Origin of the sequence: Pseudoalteromonas sp. T1lg75, assembly GCF_002964705.1 — a bacterium.
In the GTDB taxonomy this organism is placed as follows: domain Bacteria; phylum Pseudomonadota; class Gammaproteobacteria; order Enterobacterales; family Alteromonadaceae; genus Pseudoalteromonas.
Genome location: NZ_PQCD01000053.1, coordinates 287,696 through 303,726, shown reverse-complemented (window position 1 = coordinate 303,726; position 16,031 = coordinate 287,696). Strand labels below are relative to the sequence as shown.

The window sequence follows — 16,031 nt, the reverse complement described above, 5'->3', positions numbered from 1 at the left end:
CTTAATCGCCTTCGAATTCGACTAGTTTAAATACGTCAATTCCCTGTTGGCGCACGCGTTGCTCACCGCCTAAGTCCGGTAAGGAAACCACAAAGGCCGCATGAGTTGCTTCGCCGCCGAGCTTGGCAACCAATTTCGCGGTGGCTTCAATGGTGCCGCCAGTTGCCAATAAATCATCGACTAACAATACCTTATCACCGGCCACTATGGCGTCTTGGTGCAGCTCCAGGGTATCTTCACCATATTCTAACTGGTAGCTTTGTGCAATGACCGCACGAGGTAATTTGCCCGGCTTACGCACCGGAATAAAAGGCACACCTAATACATAAGCCAAAGGTGCGGCAAAGATAAAGCCGCGCGATTCGGTACCAATGATCTTGGTAAAACCAAGGTCTTTATACTTATTAACCATATGATCTATGGTCAGTTGTAATGCCTTAGGGTCGGCTAATAGGCTGGTAACGTCACGGAACATAATGCCCGGTTTAGGATAATCGGCAACCGTAGCAATGGATTGCTTGATGTAATCAAGATCAGCAGCGCTCATATTTCATTTCATATTTTGTTTTGTTTAGCGCTGCATTATAGCAAGTTGTGAAAAACAAAAAAGCCACCCGGCTAGAGAATAGCGAGGTGGCTCAAACACGGAAGTATTTAATTACAGAGCAGCAAAAACCGCGTCTGTTTTGGCAGCACAAATGAAATCATTCTTGTGCAGACCCTTGATAGAGTGCGACCACCAAGTAACGGTCACTTTGCCCCATTCGGTCAGAAGACCCGGGTGATGACCTTCTTCTTCGGCCATGGCGCCTACTAGGTTGGTGAACTCCAGTGCTTGCTTGAAGTTTTTGAACTTAAATACTCGCTCAAGCTGCATAATGCCATCACGTACTTCAGGCACCCACTCAGGGATATCTCTGATCAATACTGCCAATTCATCATCTGACACCTTAGGCGCATCCGCACGACACGCTTCACATTTTTGTGCGCTTAATTCAGACATTACTAATTCCTTAACTTGCTATCTTTTCTTTAGGGGGAAATTTGGGCTCAAACAAGCCTAATTCTTTTGCCTCGGCTACCAATGCCATCAGATCCATCTGTGAAATATCAAATAAATCATGGATGGAGTTAATGGTGTAGTACACCGGTTGCATAATATCGATTCTGTACGGTGTGCGCAGCACATTCAGTACATTCATTGGATTAATTTCTGGCTCATCACCATACACGTACTGGGTTTCGCCCGGGCTCGATAAGATGCCGCCGCCGTATATACGCAGACCTTTTTCGGTTTGCATCAGGCCGAACTCAACGGTGAACCAGTATAGACGTGCTAGATAGACGCGGTCTTTTTTATCTGCCGCATAGCCTAGCTGACCGTATTTATGAGTAAACTCGGCAAAATCCGGGTTGGTCAGCATGGCGCAATGACCAAAGATTTCATGGAAAATATCCGGTTCTTGCAGATAATCGAACTCTTCACGGGTACGAATAAAGGTCGCCACAGGAAATTGTTTGTTCGCCAATAAACGGAAAAACTCATCGAAGTCGATAAGCGCCGGCACAGGGGCAACCTGCCAGCCGGTTTCGCGCTCTAACACTTCATTCAGTTCGTGTAATTGCGGAATGCGATCATGTGGCAGGTTAATTTTCTTTAACCCTTCCAGGTATTCGTCACAGGCCTTGCCTTCAATACAGGCCAACTGACGCTCAACCAATTCTGACCAAATTTGGTTCTCTTCATCGCTCCAGTGGATCACCCCATTTTCATCGGGGGTCTTGGAGACATACTTACTTGACTTAGCCATAATAACCTTTACATCTTCGACCAATGAACGTACCTAAACGCTCAACTGGTAGCTAATCTGTGTTAACCAGATACTAAGTAAAAGTACGCAGATTTGTAATAGATGGAGCTAACAAGGGCTATCGTCAAACACAATCGTTCGTAAACCTAAAATTACACGCACATAAACAAAAATAGACACCCCTTTAAATTAAAGGGATACCTATCAAAACATTCGTACAATATTAATTACACCTAACTAAATGGATGCCAACCCCATTTCTAAATCCGCAATAATTTCGTTAACATCTTCGAGGCCAATGGAAATGCGCACCAGGCCATCGCTTATCCCGGCGGCGCGGCGCTGCTCAGGCTCATAGGTGGAGTGTGTCATTGAGGCCGGATGTTGTATTAGCGTTTCGGTGTCACCTAAACTCACCGCCAGGGTGCACAGTTCAAGGCGATTGATAAAGGATTCCGTTTTTTTCAACGAAGCTTTGAGCTCAAACGCAATAACACCGCCTGCGTCTTTCATCTGCGTGCCAATAAAAGCATGGCCGGGGTCCCCTGCCAGACCTGGGTAATACACCTTTTCAATTTTTTCGTGGGCGGCCAAGTACTCAGCCACCGTATGTGCCCCTTGGCAATGCGCCTTCATGCGGACCGACAAGGTTTTTAAACCACGCAGGATCAACCAGGCGTCGAACGGGCTCATGGTCGCGCCTATATCCTTAAGCACGGTAAACTTAATAGTTTGTATATGCTCGGCGCTGCCGCACACCAGCCCTGCCACCACATCACCGTGGCCGTTTAGGTATTTGGTGGCACTGTGCACCACTAAATCCGCCCCCAGGGTAGCCGGTTTTTGCAACAGCGGCGTCAAGAAGGTGTTATCGACAACACTTATTAGGTTATGCAGTTTGGCAAAGGCGCAGATCTGCTCAAGATCATACACCTTCATATTTGGGTTGGCCGGGGTTTCCGCAAAGACCATCTTGGTGTTGGGCTGGCGCGCCGCCTTAATAGCGTCCAGATCGCTAAAGTCGACAAAGGTCACTTCAACCCCGTAGCGAGTGAGCAGATGACTAAATAAGGCATAGGTGCAGCCATAAACGGTCTTGGATGCAATCAGATGGTCGCCGGCGCTTAAAAAGCTCATGACCGCCGCCGAAACCGCTCCCATCCCCGTGGCACAGGCCGCCGCATCTTCACATTGTTCAAGTGCCGCCAGTCGCTCTTCAAGCTCACGGACAGTAGGGTTGCCTAAGCGAGAATATATATAGCCGGCTTCTTCGCCAGCAAAGCGTGCTGCCCCTTGAGCAGCGTTGTCGAAGACAAAGGTAGAGGTTTGATATAAGGGCGCCGCAAGCGCTCTGTGGGGATCCTGTCGACCTTGCTCGCTGTGGATGCAAAGGGTTTCGTCTGTGTATGTGTGTTTGCTCATATTGCCACCTTTTTTCTTTTAAAATAGGGGCATAATTGTTTTAAAAACAAGCAAGCTAGCCGCTTGGACGGCCATGAAACACTATTTTAGGGCCAAAAAAGCGTCAACCTTAGTTGACGTTTTTTTGCTCTTCATTGGTTTGTTTGTCGACTCGCGCCAACCGACTGGCCAGACTTTTCACCGTGGCCCTAAGCAGCGAAGGTTTCGCTTCAAGACGCGGCAAGGGACGACATAGCTCCATGGTTTTATAGCCTATGCGCGCGGTGAGTACGCCGGCACTGAGGCCCTGCGCCGCTCGCGTCGACAACACGCTTAACAACTTGCCACCAAAGGCGGTGGCGGCCAAATCGGCCAGCAATTCGGTTGAGCCCACGAACAGCATTTGCTTGAGCAGACTGCGATATAAGCGCACCCGACTCATATATCCCAGAGCCAGACCATAGTTATTAGCCAATACATCCACCAGCTTTAAGCCACGCCACAGCACCGCCAGCATATCGACCACCGCCAGTGGACTCACCGACACCAGTACCGCAGACTCCACCGCATAACGATTGATCAACTGCTTGGCTTGTTGGTCCTGACTGACCAGCAGTGTATCGCGATATAAGATCATCACCTCACGGTCGCTTAAATGATCGCCAATGCGCGCCTTAAAGGTTTCAAATTCAGGATGAGTTTGTATCTGATTAACGCTTTGCAACCAGGGCAAGGCCTGACCTATTTGCTCGCTCTCAAGCAAACGCTCGGCCTGCTGCTGATGATGTTGATTGACCTTCAAACGCTTTAAATTCACCAACTCACGCCATAACAAGCGCCCCATTAATAGTACAGCCAAGGCGATCACGGCGCTGTATAAGGCGCCTAACCACCATGCGGTGGCAAAGCTGGCGACAATGCTCAATCCGGTCTCCACCAGGATTAAACTAAGTAACAATAATACAAATAACCGCTTTAACAGCGAGCCCTTGCGACCCTTGATGGTGCTCTCGATGCTTTGTTCAAGTTCAGAGTCATCACCAAAGAGGGCTTCCTCTTCGCTGCTAGGGGCTTGTTCAGAGCGCGCCACTATCTGCGCGCCTTGCAGTTGCTCGGCCCCTGGTGTGGGGCCTTGCTCTTGTATGCGGCGTCCGGCGCTCAACTTTACTTCGTCGCTCATCGCAGCTTATCTCCCAATAAAAATTCTAAGGCATGGTCGAGGCGCATATGACGCAGCTTGCCGTCATTACCTGGCAGCGGCGCAAAATCGATATAATCAAAACCTTGTTTTGGCCACTGCCCTTCGTTAAGGCGATGCCGTGGTGGCTGTGGCGGTAAATAGGTAAGCCAGTTTTCCTCGCTTAGGGGTTTACCATATATACAGTGCAAATTACGGCCTTGCTCACTGACCGTCTTGCTTTGAGTGGCGCACACCCCGGCCATAGCCATGGTGTCGACTTCGACCCCGGCAAAAGCGAGTTCATTGGCCTTGGCCTTCACCAAGTCATGCAACAGCAGGGCTAAGTCCTGGTGGTAGTTCACCCCGACCTGATCGGCCTTGTTCGCTACAAACAGCAGCTTATCTATGTTGGGGCGGAATAAGCGTCGCAGCAGGTTGCTTTTACCGTATTCAAAAAACGCCAGTAACTCGGTAATGGCTTCGGCCTGCTCGGCAAAGATCTCCGGACCGAGTTTTAAGGCCTGAAGTAAATCCACCAACACCACCTGACGGTCAAAGCGGCAAAAATAGTCTTTATAAAACGGCTTCACCACCTGGCTTTTATAGGCCTCGAAACGCGCTTGCAGTTGGGTATACTGGGTGTTCTCACCAGATTCCTGCGGCGTTGGGCAAGGGAAAAATGCCAACAAGGGTGCCCCTTCCAATTCACCGGGAATAAGCATGCGCCCTGGCTGTAAATTGGCGGCATGGGCATTGGCTTTAATGGTCATCAACGCCTGTTTATATTCATTACTCAGGGTCTTTAGTTGTGCTTCATCCACTGGGGCCTGGCTATCAAAGCCTGCCAGTTGCGCTAAAAAAGATTCGCTATGGGCGCGGCGGACCTTGGAATTAAGCATGGTGATCTGACGTTCGCTCCAGGTAGCGTAATCCATATTCAGCATCGGCAAGTCCATTAACCATTCGCCGGGGTAATCGATTAGATCTATGGTCAAGGTGGCGGTGTCGCCAAGTTGCGCCCGCAGCCCGCGGTGGGGGCGATAGCGCATGGCCAGGCGCAAGGTATTAATGCGCTTGGTAGATTGTGGCCACTGTGGCGGCTCCTGAGTAATGCTTTCGATGGCATGGCGATAGCCGAAAGTCGGAATGTTCAGGGCTTTTTGTGGCACCTGGGTGGTCGCTATATGGCGCCCTTCGCGCATGACGCGGAAAAAAGGCAGATTCTTATCGTTGGCCTGCTCACTTAAATGGTGTACCAAGGCAGTAATAAATGCGGTTTTACCGCTGCCAGACAAGCCGGTCACCGCCAGAGTGATATGACCATCGAGGGTGCGCTGCAGTGTTTTTTTAGCTTTGTCTTTGAGCGTATCAAGGCGAGAGTAGGACAAATTAGCTCCTTTTTCCCTAAAACAATAAAAGGATAAGCCGACGAGGTCAGCTTATCCATTGGGCAGGATGGGATTATTAAAGTTTGTTTATTTCTCGGCTCACCGTAAAGGTTGGCGAGGTCACATGGGTTTCCATGCGCTGAATGCGCCCATCTAAATCGGTCATAAACTCTTTTAAATCTTTCAGTGCCTTGCGTGGCGGCTCACCCCTTTGCCAGACCTTGGCTTTAACCTCACCCACATGTGCCGCTTTTTGCGCGTCTGCTTGAGCCACGTCTGCGGGCTTGGTATCCAGAATAAACCAGGCGGCAATATAGGCAACGATAAACAGTGGGCCACCGGCAAGTAGAACGGCGGTGACGAAAACAATGCGTACCAGCCACAGTTCGATATTAAAGTAATCGCTGATCCCCGCACATACCCCGGCTAATTTACCGCGTTTGGGGTCGCGATAGAGTTCGCGCTTGGTGCTCATACCTTATTCCTCCACTGTGGCGATTCCTGATCAAGCAGCGTTTCTAGCGTATGAATACGCTCGGCCATCTTCTCGGCCTTGTTCGCCAGCTCAACCAATTGACGATGCTCGTGCTCGCTCAACCCCTGGCTTACTTGCTTTTTACTGCGATAGTGCAGAATAAGCCACAGCGGCGCCACCAACACCAAAAATATTACGATGGGGGGCAATAATAAATCAAAATCAAACATCTTCCTCTCCTGCCTGTTGCTTCGGCGTATTATAAGTGTGGGCGTAGCCGTGAAACTTGTCGAGCTCGCCCACTAATCATTGTTATTCTGCTTTTTCACTTTTACCCATTTTCGCTTTAAGCGCCGACAATTCGTCGTCGATCTTTTCGTCTTTTTCCAACTGTTCGATCTCGTCAGACAATGACTTTTGACCTAGCTCGTACGATTCAACCTGGGCTTCTAAACCGTCGATTTTAGTTTCGTAACGCTCAAACTTATCAAGCGCGTCCTGTACCTTGTTGCCATCAAGTGTTTTCTTGACATCAAGGCGCGATTGTACCGAGCGTTGACGCAAAATAATGGCTTTTTGACGAGCTTTGGCATCGCTCAGCTTTTCCTGCAAGGTACTGATCTCTTGCTGCAGCTTGTTGATGTGCTCTTCAACATGCTCCATCTCGCGCTCTAGAGCAACTTGGGCTTCCGCCGCCTTATTCTTTTCGATAAGCGCCGCTCGAGCCAGGTCGTCACGGTCTTTCGACAGCGCCAGCTCGGCTTTTTCCTGCCACTGCTCAACCTGCTTGTTCAGTGTTTCCAAGCGACGGCTAAGATCTTTCTTTTCCGCCAAAGTTTTTGCCGAAGTAGAACGCACCTCAACCAAGGTGTCTTCCATTTCCTGAATAATCAGGCGTACCATCTTTTCAGGATCTTCGGCCTTGTCTAAAATGGCATTGATATTCGAATTAACGATATCTGCAAAACGTGAGAAAATTCCCATAATCTTATACCTCAAATGTAGAAGTCTTCGTTGACTACTCTACGTGGTATCAAGTTGCTTGCCAACTTTAAAATAACTTAATAAAGCCATACTTTTCATTCAGTTACACCACTTTTAACAAACCCCTTTCTAATCGTCAAATAATGAAATACACTAAGCTTTAGCAAAAATTACTAAGAGTTAGTGTAAATGAGTCAGTTTCGTAAAAATGACAATCTGCTCGGCCAATCCGACAGCTTTTTAACCGTGCTCGATCAGGTTTCTCAACTGGCGCCACTGGATAAGCCGGTGTTGGTGATTGGCGAGCGCGGTACGGGTAAAGAACTTATTGCCGCCCGTTTACACTATCTCTCGCGACGTTGGGATCAAAGCTATGTGAGCCTCAACTGTGCGGCGCTGAACGAAAATTTGCTGGAAAGCGAGCTGTTTGGCCATGAAAGCGGGGCCTTTACTGGCGCCAGCAAACGCCATGAAGGGCGCTTCGAGCGCGCCAATGGCGGTAGCCTGTTCCTCGATGAATTAGCCAATACCCCGGCCGCGGTACAGGAAAAACTGTTACGGGTAATAGAATATGGCGAGTTTGAGCGCGTCGGTGGCCGCGCGCCAATTAAGGTCGACACCCGGCTCATTTGTGCCACCAATGAAGACTTACCCGCCCTGGCCGACCAAGGGCATTTTCGCCACGACTTACTCGACCGCCTCGCGTTTGATGTGATCACCTTGCCGCCACTGCGTGAGCGCCAAGAAGATATATTGCTGTTGGCAGAGCACTTCGCCATAAACATGGCCCGTAATCTCGGTTGGGAACTCTTTAGCGGCTTTACCACCCGAGCCAAACAAGCCCTGTTGGAATATCACTGGCCCGGCAATGTGCGTGAATTAAAAAACGTAATTGAACGCAGCCTCTATCGCCATGGTAATGAAGACCTGGCGGTGCACAGCATTAACCTTGATCCCTTTGCCAGCCCGTTTCGACCACAGGCATCAACTAACCGCCCGATCGCCACGCCATCAATAGGCGCTCACGACTCGGCCCAAAACAGTGACTCAGGAAGCGCTGGGACGGTGGCCAACAACACCAGCGAACCAAGCTTTAGCTTCCCGTGCGACCTGAAGCAGTTATCCGCTGAATACGAAACCGAGCTGTTACGCCAAGCGCTTAAATTTAGTCAATTTAATCAAAAGAAAACTGCACAAATGCTCGGATTAACGTATCATCAACTGAGAGGATATTTAAAGAAATACAATTTGCTTGATTCGCAGCAAAAACAAGAGGCTTAGCCCGTGTATAAATGGTTGTTGGGCACCGTGGCGTTAGTTCTCGCCGGGTGCCAAAATGAAGATGCCCACTATGCGCCCATAGAAGGCATGGTTTATTGCGCCGAAGCCAACCCGGTGTCGTTTAACCCTCAGGTGACCACCTCCGGCTCCACCATAGACATCATTTCCAAACAACTTTACAACAGACTGCTGCGTATCGACCCGGTCAGCGGCGAATTTATTCCCGAGCTGGCGACCAGTTGGAAAATAAGCCGAGATGGCACCGAAATCACCTTTAAACTGCGTGAAGACGTGCATTTTCATAACACCGCCTATTTCTCACCCACGCGCCTTTTCAACGCCGACGATGTAGTCTTCTCCTTTAATCGCTTGTTCATGTCTATAATCCTTATCACTTTGTTGGTGAAGCCAATTACCCGTATTTTCAAAGTGTCGGCTTGGATCAGTTGATCCGCAATATTCGCAAGGACTCGGAATATCAGGTGACCTTTGAGCTCTTTAATGCGGAAAGCAGCTTTTTAGCCAACCTGGCCACCGACTTTGCCGCCATCACCTCGCGCGAGTACGCCATGAAACTGATGGAAAACGAGCAAATGGAGCTGTTCGACCAATACCCAGTGGGCACCGGACCCTTCGTTTATCGCGAGTATCAACGAGACCGCTTTATTCGCTATTACAGCCACCCGGATTATTGGGAGCACCAGGTCAACCTCGACCAGCTGGTGTTTGATATTACCCCCAACGGCACCACGCGTATCGTCAAGCTGTTAACCAAGGAGTGTGATGTCACCCCGCACCCCAGTGCCACCCAGCTCGATGTATTACGCCAGCGCAGTGACATAGACTTACAGCAGCAGGATAATTTAAATATTGGCTACTGGGCCTTTAACACAGAGCGTGTGCCCTTTAACAACCCCGAGGTGCGTCGTGCCCTCGCCCACGCCATTAATGTGGATAAAATCATGCAGGCGGTGTATTACGGCCAAGGTGTGAAGGCGACCTCCATGCTGCCGCCCATTAGTTGGGCCTACCAGGAACAAAATAACTTACCCGGATACAACCCGGATAAGGCCCGCGAGCTACTGGCCGAGGCCGGCTATGAAAATGGCTTTGAAATGAGCATTTGGGCCATGCCGGTGAGCCGGATTTACAACCCCAACGCGCGTAAAATGGCGGAGCTGATGCAGAGCGACTTACGCGAGGTGGGCGTGAAGGTGCGCATAGTCGAATACGAGTGGAACACCTTCTTGCAGCGCGTCGATGAACATCGTCACGACAGCGTGTTATTGGGCTGGGCTGCCGACACCCCGGACCCAGATAACTTCTTTAGTCCCTTACTCAGTTGTGCCGCTACCTTTAGCGGTAAAAACCCAGCCAACTGGTGTAACCCGGAATTCGACTTTTTGCTCACCCAGGCACTGGCCACCACGGATCAAGCACAGCGCAAAGAGTTTTATGTTAAGGCCCAGCAAATGATTGCCGAGCAATTGCCGCTGCTGCCTTTGGCCCACGGTAAACGCTCACAGGCCAATGATGCCAATATCCAAGGCATTACCCTAAGCCCGTTTGGCGGTATTTCCCTAGCCCACGCGAGTAAAGAGCCATGATGTTTGAATTTGCCATTCGCCGGTTCTCGCTGCTGCTGTTTATGCTCTTTACCCTGAGCCTGTTTACCTTTTCCCTGGGCTATCTGTTTCCCGGAGAGCCGCTCACCAATTTCAGTGGCATAGAAACTGCGGGCTTTTCACAAAGCGCCGAGCTACGCGCCAAGTACCATCTCGATGAGGGCTATATCAGCCAATATCTGGCCTTTGTCGGGCGTATTCTCCAAGGGGACTGGGGCTTATCCTTTGCCTCAGGGGATCCGGTTTTTAGTCATGTGCTTACCTTGGCACCGGCCACCTTCGAGCTCGCCGTGTATGCCTTGTTGGTCTCGGTGATTGTCGGCGTTCCCGCCGGTATTCTCGCGGCGCTGTCGCAGGGTCGTTGGCCCGATAAGCTGATCAGCGGCATCACCCTGGTGGGTTACTCGGTGCCCATATTTTGGCTGGCGCTGTTATTGATCATGGTGTTTTGCCTGCAATTGGGCCTGTTCCCCATGTCCGGACGCATCAGTTTATTGTATGAAATACCCGCCAGCACCCACTTTATTCTCCTTGATGTGATGCTTGCCGGTTTCCCCTATGGCGGTCAGGCCTTTACCGATGCCCTGCATCACCTGGCATTGCCGACCCTAGTGCTGGCCACCTACCCAACCACGGTATTGGTGCGCTTTACCCGTGATTCCATGCTCAACGTACTAGAACAAAATTACATCAAAACCGCGCGCGCCAAGGGTCTGAGTCGTCGCCAGTTGATTATTCACCACGCCCTGCGTAACGCCTTGCTGCCGGTCATTAAGCAAATTGGTTTGCAGTTTAGCGCCTTGATCACCCTGGCGATGATCACCGAAGTTATTTTCTCCTGGCCGGGTATAGGCCGTTGGCTTATCGACAGCATTTATCAGCGTGACTTCCCGGCTATTCAGGGTGGCCTGTTAGCTATTTCCATGTTTATTATTTTTGCGACTATTTTCACCGAGTTACTCTATACCCTGCTCGACCCGATCTCACGGAATCAAGCGCATGGCAAACTTTAAATTATTTACCGAACAATCCAACGTCTCGCCGCTTTTCAGGCTGTGGCGTAAATTTAGGGCCAACCACGTTTCCCTGGTTGGCTTGTGGTTGTTCCTGGCGCTTACCGTGTTAGCGGCCACCGCCCCCCTGTTGGCGCCTTATGGTATCAATGAGCAACATGCCGACGCGCTGTTGATCCCGCCATCTTGGCACGAAGACGGCGATGTGCGCTTTATTCTCGGCACCGATGATCTGGGCCGTGATGTGCTCTCCAGGCTAATGAATGGCGCCACCTACACCTTTGGCCTATCTATCGTGGCGGCGCTGGTGACCACGCTCGTGGGCGTGTTGGTGGGTACGGTTGCTGGGATCAGCCGCGGACTGCGGGCCAGCTTTTTGAATCACCTGCTTGATATCACCCTGTCCATCCCCTCGTTGCTGCTGGCCATTATTATTATTGCCATACTCGGTCCGGGTCTGATGAATACCGTCTGGGCCATTATTTTCGCACTGCTGCCGCAATTTATTCACTCGGTACGCAACCTGGTGGTGGAAGAGCTGAGCAAGGACTATATCAGCGCCTTTCGTTTGGACGGCGCTAACCATTGGCAAATTTTAGTGCGCGGTATTTTCCCCAACATTTATGAGCGCATCGTGGTTATCTTCACCATGGCCTTGTCGCTGGCAATCCTCGATATTGCTGCCCTGGGCTTTTTAAAGCTCGGTGCCCAGCCCCCGACCGCAGAATGGGGTGCGATTTTGGCGGAAAACCTCGGCTTAATTTATCTGGCGCCCTGGACCGTAGCGCTGCCGGGGATCTTGCTATTTTTAGCCGTGCTGTCCACCAACCTGGTTGGCGATGGCCTGCGCAACGTACTTAAAGAGCGACGGGCGGACTAATGCAGTTACTTGATATTCGCAACCTCACCATAGAGTTGAAAACCTCGGACTCCATTATTCGCGTGGTTGACGGTGTTAATTTCAGCCTTAAAGAAGGTGAAGTGCATGCCCTTATCGGCGAGTCCGGCTCGGGGAAGAGTCTGATTGCCAAAGCCTTGGTGGGTGCCCTCAATAAACGCTGGGAGGTGCGTGCGGATCGTATGCACTGGCGCGGTGTGGACCTAATGCGCCTGTCCGATGAAAAGCGCCGTAAGCTGGTGAGCCAAGACCTGGCGATGATTTATCAGGAGCCAAGCCGCTGCCTGGATCCAACGGCGAAAATCAGCGACCAGATTGAAGAAAGTATTCCCGAAACGGATCAAAGCGGTAATATTTTCCAGCGCCGCCGTGCCAAGAAAAAACGCGTACGTGCCTTGTTGCATAAGGTCGGTATCAAGGAGCACTCAAAGGTGCTGTCCAGCTACCCTCATGAACTCTCCGAAGGGGTGTGTCAAAAGGTGATGATCGCCATGGCCATCGCCCGCTCACCGCGCTTGCTTATTGCCGATGAACCCACCACGGCGCTTGAGAGTACCACGCGCGCCCAGGTATTTAGGCTGTTAAAGAGTTTAAACCAGCTCAAAAACATGTCCATCTTGATGATCTCCCACGAACTCGAAGAGCTCACAGACTGGACCCATGGCATGCATGTACTGTATTGCGGTCAGATGGTAGAAGCAGGGCCCACCGAGCAGGTATTTGCTCACCCGCGCCATCCTTACACCAAGGCATTACTGCAAAGCCTGCCCGACTACGATATGGCCCTGGGCCATAAGCAACCCCTGTACGCCCTCAAAGGCACCATTCCGACCTTGCAGCACCTGCCAATAGGCTGTCGCCTGGGTCCCCGCTGTCCCAACGCACAAAAAGCCTGTGTGGTGACACCTAAGCTGGAAAAAGAGCATGGCCACAGCTACGCCTGCCACTTTCCGCTGCATAAGCAGGAGAAAGAACATACGCTAGAGCAGGAATTACAGGAACATAAGCAGGAGCAAAGCTGATGCAACCCCTACTGAAAGTGCAAGCACTGAATAAAATGATCAATGTCCGCGCCGGTTTGCTCAGCCATAAAAAGGTGTCCCTGCTCAAAGATATTTCCTTTTGTATTGGCCAAGGCGAAACCCTGGCGGTGATAGGCGAAACCGGCGCGGGGAAAAGCACGCTCGCCAAGGTGTTGGCCGGTGCCGATGAAGTCAGTAGTGGGCAGATCATTCTTGAAAGCGAGCTGATTAAGGATGGCCCCAAGCATTTGGGTGATAGCAGTGCTATCCGCCTGATCTTTCAAGACCCAACGACCTCGCTTAATCCGGCCCTGACCATAGAGGAAACCTTGGACGATTGCCTGCGTTTTAATACTAAATTAAGCGCTGCCGAGCGCCTGGAAAAAATTAAGCAGACCCTCTCCAAAGTGGGCTTGTTAGTTGAGCACCGCCACTATTATCCGCATATGTTCTCCGGCGGGCAGTTGCAGCGAGTGGCGCTCGCCAGAGCGCTTATCCTCGACCCCAAGGTGTTGGTGCTTGATGAAGCCTTATCCTCTTTGGATCCTTCGGTACGGGCACAGACGGTGAATCTGCTGTTGGAGTTGCAACGCGAGAGCGGCCTAAGCTATGTATTGATCACCCACCACCTGAGCCTGGTAAAGCATATGAGCGATCAGGTGATGGTGTTGGATCACGGCGAGGTTGTGGAGTACGGTAACACCCGGGAAATCTTCACCAACCCGCAATCAAAAACCTGTCAGCGGCTGCTGACCTGCTAGTTACCCTGGATAAAACAAGCTTAGGGTTCAAGTACGGACTCAGGACACACTTAACCTATTAAACACTCTGCCCTTGCTCACCGAAGAGTCGCGCACAGCAATAAAAAAGGCCGCAAATGCGGCCTTTCTTTTATGCTTTAGCGATGATTATTCGCCTTGCGGTGCCATTGGCTTACGTACCACTTCCGCTTGCGCTTCTAGCGCTTCTACGAAGGTCTGGTAGTTTTTATTAGCAAGTTGCATGGTTAGACTTTGCTTAACCTGATCGTCCACCTCGGTTTCGCTCGGCGTATTTACCGACTTAAGCGCTACCAGGGCCACGTTACCGTTATTAAGCTCTACCAGGTCAACCACAGGAGTCGCATCCGGGTGAGCCAGCTTGAACACCTGTTGAGTCAACGCTGGCGGCACACTAAAGGTACGACGCGTTAGTTTATCTTCGCTTAGCAGTTCAACACCGGCTTGCTCCGCTAGTGTAGCGATAGCCGTGCCAGCTTCTAGCTCGGCGAACAAGGTCTCGGCCTGCTCTTTAGCAAGCGATGAAGCTTTTTCTGCTACCAGGATATCTTGAATTTGCTCACGTACTTGTGCCAATTCTTTGGTAGCCGCTGGCTTGTGCTCATCAACACGTACCACTACTACATGTTCGTTACCCAGCTCTAATACTTCTGAGTTAACACGATCTTCAAGCAGTTCAGGCGAGAAGATAACGCTAGCAACGTTGGGCTGATTTAGCGGTGCAGGCAGTTGTACACGTGCTAATAGGTCTGTAGTTTGCACCGTGGCGCCAATTGCCGCTGCCGCATCTTCCAAGCTATCCGATACTTCAAACGCCAGCTCTGCCAGCTCTGTTTGTTTTTCGTAATAGATGTCGGCTTTTTCAACTTTCTCAAGCTCGCTGCGGATCTCAGGCTCAACATCGGCCAGGGCCTTCATTTCACCCGGCTGCAAGTCGGTTAGTTTGATGATGTGATAACCAAACTCAGATTGCACTACCTCTGACAGCTGACCTACGTCCTTCAGTGCGAACGCCGCATCTTCAAAGTCAGGGTCAAGCATGTCGCGCTCAATCCAATCAAGATCACCACCTAGTTCAGCACTGACGATATCGTCCGACTGAGTTTCGGCCAGTTCGGCAAAGTCGGCACCCTGCTGCAGTTGCGCTAATAACTCCTCAGCCTTTTGCTGTGCTGCGGCGTCATCTTCACTGTTCTCAATTAAGATATGCGCAACACGGCGTTTTTCCGGCTCGCTGTACATGGCCTGGTTCTGCTCGTAGTACTCTTTGATTTGCTCTGCGCTGATAGGCTCGGCCAACTCAAGGGTGTCGGCATTAAGCTCAACGTACGCCACCTTAACCTGCTCAGGCGCTAAGAACTGGGCTTGGTTTAGGTCATAGTAATTTTGAATTTCTTCATCGCTAACGGTGACCGTTTCTTTAAACTTGTCGTTATCAATGACTAAATAATCAATCGCACGCTCTTGTTGCTGCAAGCCAACCGCTTGGTTTAGCTCGTTGCTCAAGGTGAAATCGGTACCTGCCAGGGCGCTGACCAGCTGTGAACGCGTCATTTCTTTACGAAGAAACTCGCGGAAGTCATCGGCTTGGAAACCCATTTGACGCATGACCTGAAGGTAACGGTCGTTGCTAAACTTGCCGCCAAACTGGAAGGCTGGCATGTCTATAATTGCTTTACGTACTTCTGCATCACTTACGCGTAAACCCATTTCTGCCGCTAATTGCGATTGTAGTTCTTGTTGGATTAAGCGATTGGTAACGGACTGGCGAAGTTGAGCCATAAAGGTTGGGTCATTGGCTAATTGCGCAAAGTATTCACCGAATTGCTGCTCTTGACGAGCGCGTTCGTTGTCGAATGCTCTGGCAAAGTCGCGCTGCGTGATTTTTACCCCGTTCACCTCAGCGACGGATTGCTCGGTAGTCTGACCTAAGTAGCCCCCGATCCCTGCCAAAGCAAAAGATAAAATCACTAGCCCTAGAATAATTTTGGCCGCCAAGCCTTGCGAGCCTTCTCTGATTTTTTCTAGCATTTATCTTTATCTCTATTTATTTAGTACCCCCTTCACTTCTCAGTACGGTTTTAACCTTACAATAAAGTGAAGGATATAAAAAAAGCGTATCTTAGCAGATACGCTTTTTCACTTGAAGCTAACAATCGTTTTCCGTTTGCTAG

General features: G+C 50.5%; 15 protein-coding genes and 1 pseudogene. 6 read left to right on the top strand and 10 right to left on the bottom strand.

The genetic code is table 11. The annotated features are described in order from the left end of the window. Position 1 precedes the first annotated feature (1 nt). From apt to pspA, 9 genes are all read right to left on the bottom strand, one after another. Complete coding sequence (gene apt, locus C2M36_RS14000; RefSeq protein ID WP_105199146.1) at positions 2-547, bottom strand: adenine phosphoribosyltransferase; 546 nt, start codon at positions 545-547, stop codon at positions 2-4. Between the two features lie 111 nt (positions 548-658). Next, positions 659-1,003, bottom strand: coding sequence for a 4a-hydroxytetrahydrobiopterin dehydratase (locus C2M36_RS13995; RefSeq protein WP_105189970.1), 345 nt, complete (start codon positions 1,001-1,003; stop codon positions 659-661). 10 nt (positions 1,004-1,013) lie between these two features. Further along, positions 1,014-1,811, bottom strand: coding sequence for a phenylalanine 4-monooxygenase (phhA, locus tag C2M36_RS13990; RefSeq protein WP_105255526.1), 798 nt, complete (start codon positions 1,809-1,811; stop codon positions 1,014-1,016). A gap of 237 nt (positions 1,812-2,048) precedes the next feature. Further along, positions 2,049-3,233 (bottom strand): methionine gamma-lyase, encoded by a 1,185-nt coding sequence (gene megL, locus C2M36_RS13985; protein WP_105255415.1) that lies wholly within the window; start codon positions 3,231-3,233, stop codon positions 2,049-2,051. 109 nt (positions 3,234-3,342) lie between these two features. Further along, positions 3,343-4,392 (bottom strand): TIGR01620 family protein, encoded by a 1,050-nt coding sequence (locus C2M36_RS13980; RefSeq protein WP_105255414.1) that lies wholly within the window; start codon positions 4,390-4,392, stop codon positions 3,343-3,345. Next, on the bottom strand, positions 4,389-5,780 hold the full coding sequence (locus C2M36_RS13975; RefSeq protein ID WP_105255413.1) for a YcjX family protein: 1,392 nt from the start codon (positions 5,778-5,780) through the stop codon (positions 4,389-4,391). The genes C2M36_RS13980 and C2M36_RS13975 overlap by 4 nt, the downstream gene beginning before the upstream one ends. 76 nt (positions 5,781-5,856) lie before the next feature. Then, positions 5,857-6,255, bottom strand: coding sequence for an envelope stress response membrane protein PspC (gene pspC, locus C2M36_RS13970; RefSeq protein ID WP_105255412.1), 399 nt, complete (start codon positions 6,253-6,255; stop codon positions 5,857-5,859). Beyond that, a complete protein-coding gene (gene pspB, locus C2M36_RS13965) occupies positions 6,252-6,485 on the bottom strand; it encodes an envelope stress response membrane protein PspB (RefSeq protein ID WP_105255411.1) in 234 nt (77 codons plus the stop codon). The genes pspC and pspB overlap by 4 nt, the downstream gene beginning before the upstream one ends. Positions 6,486-6,567: 82 nt before the next feature. Next, positions 6,568-7,239, bottom strand: a complete 672-nt coding sequence (gene pspA, locus C2M36_RS13960; protein ID WP_105255410.1) for a phage shock protein PspA — start codon at positions 7,237-7,239, stop codon at positions 6,568-6,570. Between the two features lie 189 nt (positions 7,240-7,428). Between pspA and pspF the strand changes: the two genes are divergently transcribed. The 6 genes and pseudogenes from pspF (at position 7,429) to C2M36_RS13930 (ending at position 13,839) form a co-directional block, all read left to right on the top strand. Next, positions 7,429-8,520: a phage shock protein operon transcriptional activator gene (gene pspF / locus C2M36_RS13955; protein WP_105255409.1), complete on the top strand. Its 1,092-nt coding sequence runs from the start codon at positions 7,429-7,431 to the stop codon at positions 8,518-8,520. Between the two features lie 3 nt (positions 8,521-8,523). Then, positions 8,524-10,127, top strand: a pseudogene (locus C2M36_RS13950) (ABC transporter substrate-binding protein). Next, positions 10,124-11,158, top strand: coding sequence for an ABC transporter permease (locus C2M36_RS13945; protein ID WP_105255408.1), 1,035 nt, complete (start codon positions 10,124-10,126; stop codon positions 11,156-11,158). Before C2M36_RS13950 ends, C2M36_RS13945 begins: the two are co-directional and overlap by 4 nt. Next, a complete protein-coding gene (locus C2M36_RS13940) occupies positions 11,145-12,038 on the top strand; it encodes an ABC transporter permease subunit (protein ID WP_105255407.1) in 894 nt (297 codons plus the stop codon). The genes C2M36_RS13945 and C2M36_RS13940 overlap by 14 nt, the downstream gene beginning before the upstream one ends. Next, positions 12,038-13,078, top strand: coding sequence for an oligopeptide/dipeptide ABC transporter ATP-binding protein (locus C2M36_RS13935; RefSeq protein WP_105255406.1), 1,041 nt, complete (start codon positions 12,038-12,040; stop codon positions 13,076-13,078). Before C2M36_RS13940 ends, C2M36_RS13935 begins: the two co-directional genes overlap by 1 nt. Further along, the gene (locus tag C2M36_RS13930; protein WP_105255405.1) at positions 13,078-13,839 is read left to right on the top strand and encodes an ATP-binding cassette domain-containing protein; all 762 of its coding nucleotides are present in this window, start codon (positions 13,078-13,080) and stop codon (positions 13,837-13,839) included. Before C2M36_RS13935 ends, C2M36_RS13930 begins: the two co-directional genes overlap by 1 nt. A gap of 147 nt (positions 13,840-13,986) precedes the next feature. Here C2M36_RS13930 and ppiD read toward each other — a convergent pair whose 3' ends face one another. Beyond that, positions 13,987-15,888, bottom strand: a complete 1,902-nt coding sequence (ppiD, locus tag C2M36_RS13925; protein WP_105255404.1) for a peptidylprolyl isomerase — start codon at positions 15,886-15,888, stop codon at positions 13,987-13,989. Positions 15,889-16,031 lie beyond the last annotated feature (143 nt).

Bases quoted from the DNA above. Each gene is read 5' to 3' on its own strand.
- pspC (WP_105255412.1), bottom strand. From the start codon at position 6,255: ATGAGCACCAAGCGCGAACTCTATCGCGACCCCAAACGCGGTAAATTA.
- megL (WP_105255415.1), bottom strand. From the start codon at position 3,233: ATGAGCAAACACACATACACAGACGAAACCCTTTGCATCCACAGCGAG.
- C2M36_RS13930 (WP_105255405.1), top strand. From the start codon at position 13,078: ATGCAACCCCTACTGAAAGTGCAAGCACTGAATAAAATGATCAATGTC.
- pspF (WP_105255409.1), top strand. From the start codon at position 7,429: ATGAGTCAGTTTCGTAAAAATGACAATCTGCTCGGCCAATCCGACAGC.
- ppiD (WP_105255404.1), bottom strand. From the start codon at position 15,888: ATGCTAGAAAAAATCAGAGAAGGCTCGCAAGGCTTGGCGGCCAAAATT.
- C2M36_RS13995 (WP_105189970.1), bottom strand. From the start codon at position 1,003: ATGTCTGAATTAAGCGCACAAAAATGTGAAGCGTGTCGTGCGGATGCG.
- C2M36_RS13945 (WP_105255408.1), top strand. From the start codon at position 10,124: ATGATGTTTGAATTTGCCATTCGCCGGTTCTCGCTGCTGCTGTTTATG.
- C2M36_RS13940 (WP_105255407.1), top strand. From the start codon at position 11,145: ATGGCAAACTTTAAATTATTTACCGAACAATCCAACGTCTCGCCGCTT.
- C2M36_RS13935 (WP_105255406.1), top strand. From the start codon at position 12,038: ATGCAGTTACTTGATATTCGCAACCTCACCATAGAGTTGAAAACCTCG.
- apt (WP_105199146.1), bottom strand. From the start codon at position 547: ATGAGCGCTGCTGATCTTGATTACATCAAGCAATCCATTGCTACGGTT.
- pspA (WP_105255410.1), bottom strand. From the start codon at position 7,239: ATGGGAATTTTCTCACGTTTTGCAGATATCGTTAATTCGAATATCAAT.
- phhA (WP_105255526.1), bottom strand. From the start codon at position 1,811: ATGGCTAAGTCAAGTAAGTATGTCTCCAAGACCCCCGATGAAAATGGG.
- C2M36_RS13980 (WP_105255414.1), bottom strand. From the start codon at position 4,392: ATGAGCGACGAAGTAAAGTTGAGCGCCGGACGCCGCATACAAGAGCAA.
- pspB (WP_105255411.1), bottom strand. From the start codon at position 6,485: ATGTTTGATTTTGATTTATTATTGCCCCCCATCGTAATATTTTTGGTG.